Below are 1,390 nucleotides of genomic sequence, written 5' to 3'. Positions count from 1 at the left end.
GTTGAGGGCGCGGAAGTTGGTCGGAACGGCGTAGTAGTTGTAGAAGCCGTTCAGTACCAGTCGCAGGTAGCGCCCCTGCTCCGGGATCGGCATATGCCGCATCCGGCGCAGGGTGGCCTTGACCTGCCTGAGCTTGGCGTTCAGCCGCTCGCGGATGGTGTGCCGCCGGATCAGCCCCCTACCCTGCCGGCTCTGCCCGTAGATGTGGGTGAAGCCGAGAAAGGCGAAGGTTTCAGGCTTGCCCTGACCTCGCGCCAAGCGGTTCTCATGAGCGAACCGTCCGAACTCGATGATCCGGGTCTTGTCCGGGTGCACCTCCAACGCGAACGCCTCCAGCCGCTGCTTCAGCTCGGCCAAGAACCGATGCGCATCGGCAAGGTACTGGAAGCCCACCACCATGTCGTCGGCGTACCGCACCACGATCACGTCGCCCTGGGCCGAGCGCCGTCGCCAGCGCTGCACCCAGAGGTCGTAGACGTAGTGAAGGTAGATGTTCGCCAGAAGCGGCGAGATCACCGCGCCCTGGGGCGTGCCCCGCTCGACCGTCAGCAGACGCCCCTCTTCGAGCACGCCCGCCTTCAGCCACTTGCCGATCAGGCGCAGCATGCGCCTGTCCCCGATCCGGTGTTCCAGGAATCGCATCAGCCACGCGTGGCTCATGCAGTCGAAGAACGCCCGGATGTCGGCATCCAGGATCCAGTTGATCCTCCGCCGGTAGATTCCGACCACGAGCGCGTCCAGCGCATGGTGCTGGCTGCGCGCCGGCCGAAAGCCGTAGGAGAAGCCGAGGAAATCCGTCTCGTAGATGGCGTTCAGCACCTCCACCACCGCGCGCTGGACGATCTTGTCCTCCAGCGCAGCGATGCCGAGCGGCCGTTGCCGGCCGTCGGGCTTGGGGATGTACTGCCGCCGGGACGGCTTCGCCCGGTAGGCGCCCCGCTGTACGCGTCCATGCAGATCCGCGAGGTTGGCCTCGAGGTCTGCCTCGTACTCGTGCCAGGTGATGCCGTCGACGCCTGGTGCCGCCCGACGCTTCAGCTGGTGAAACGCAAAGCGCAGCAGGTCGACGTTCACATGGTGCAGGAGCGCCGTCAGCCGGATCGTCTTATCCCGCCTTGCGGCGCAACGTATGCGGTCCATTGCCTGGGATACGCTTGCCCAGCTCTGGGTCTGGCGCGTGCTGCTCAAGACCGCATTGCCCTTGGCCCCGCCCCTTCCCTCCACCGCCTCCGCGGCCACGAACTCGGCCTTGTTCGGCGGCTTCACCGGTACTATGAGCGGGTCCGACTTCCACCGGCCGTGCATCATCGGATTGGGGCATTCCGCCTTGCCGATGCGGACCGCGCGGGCGGACGAGCCCGAGCGGCCAGCCGGTGGATCTCCCGGTTCC

At 66.5% G+C, this 1,390-nt stretch carries 1 protein-coding gene; it reads right to left on the bottom strand.

Annotated elements, in window-relative coordinates:
* On the bottom strand, positions 1-1,390 hold a 1,390-nt coding region (gene ltrA / locus VFZ66_02725), incomplete at both ends, for a group II intron reverse transcriptase/maturase (protein ID HEX6288071.1).

The sequence above is a fragment of the Herpetosiphonaceae bacterium genome (assembly GCA_036374795.1).
In the GTDB taxonomy this organism is placed as follows: Bacteria; Chloroflexota; Chloroflexia; order Chloroflexales; family Kallotenuaceae; genus LB3-1.
The sequence above is the reverse complement of the archived record's forward strand: the minus strand, read 5'-3'. Positions and strand labels throughout refer to the sequence as shown.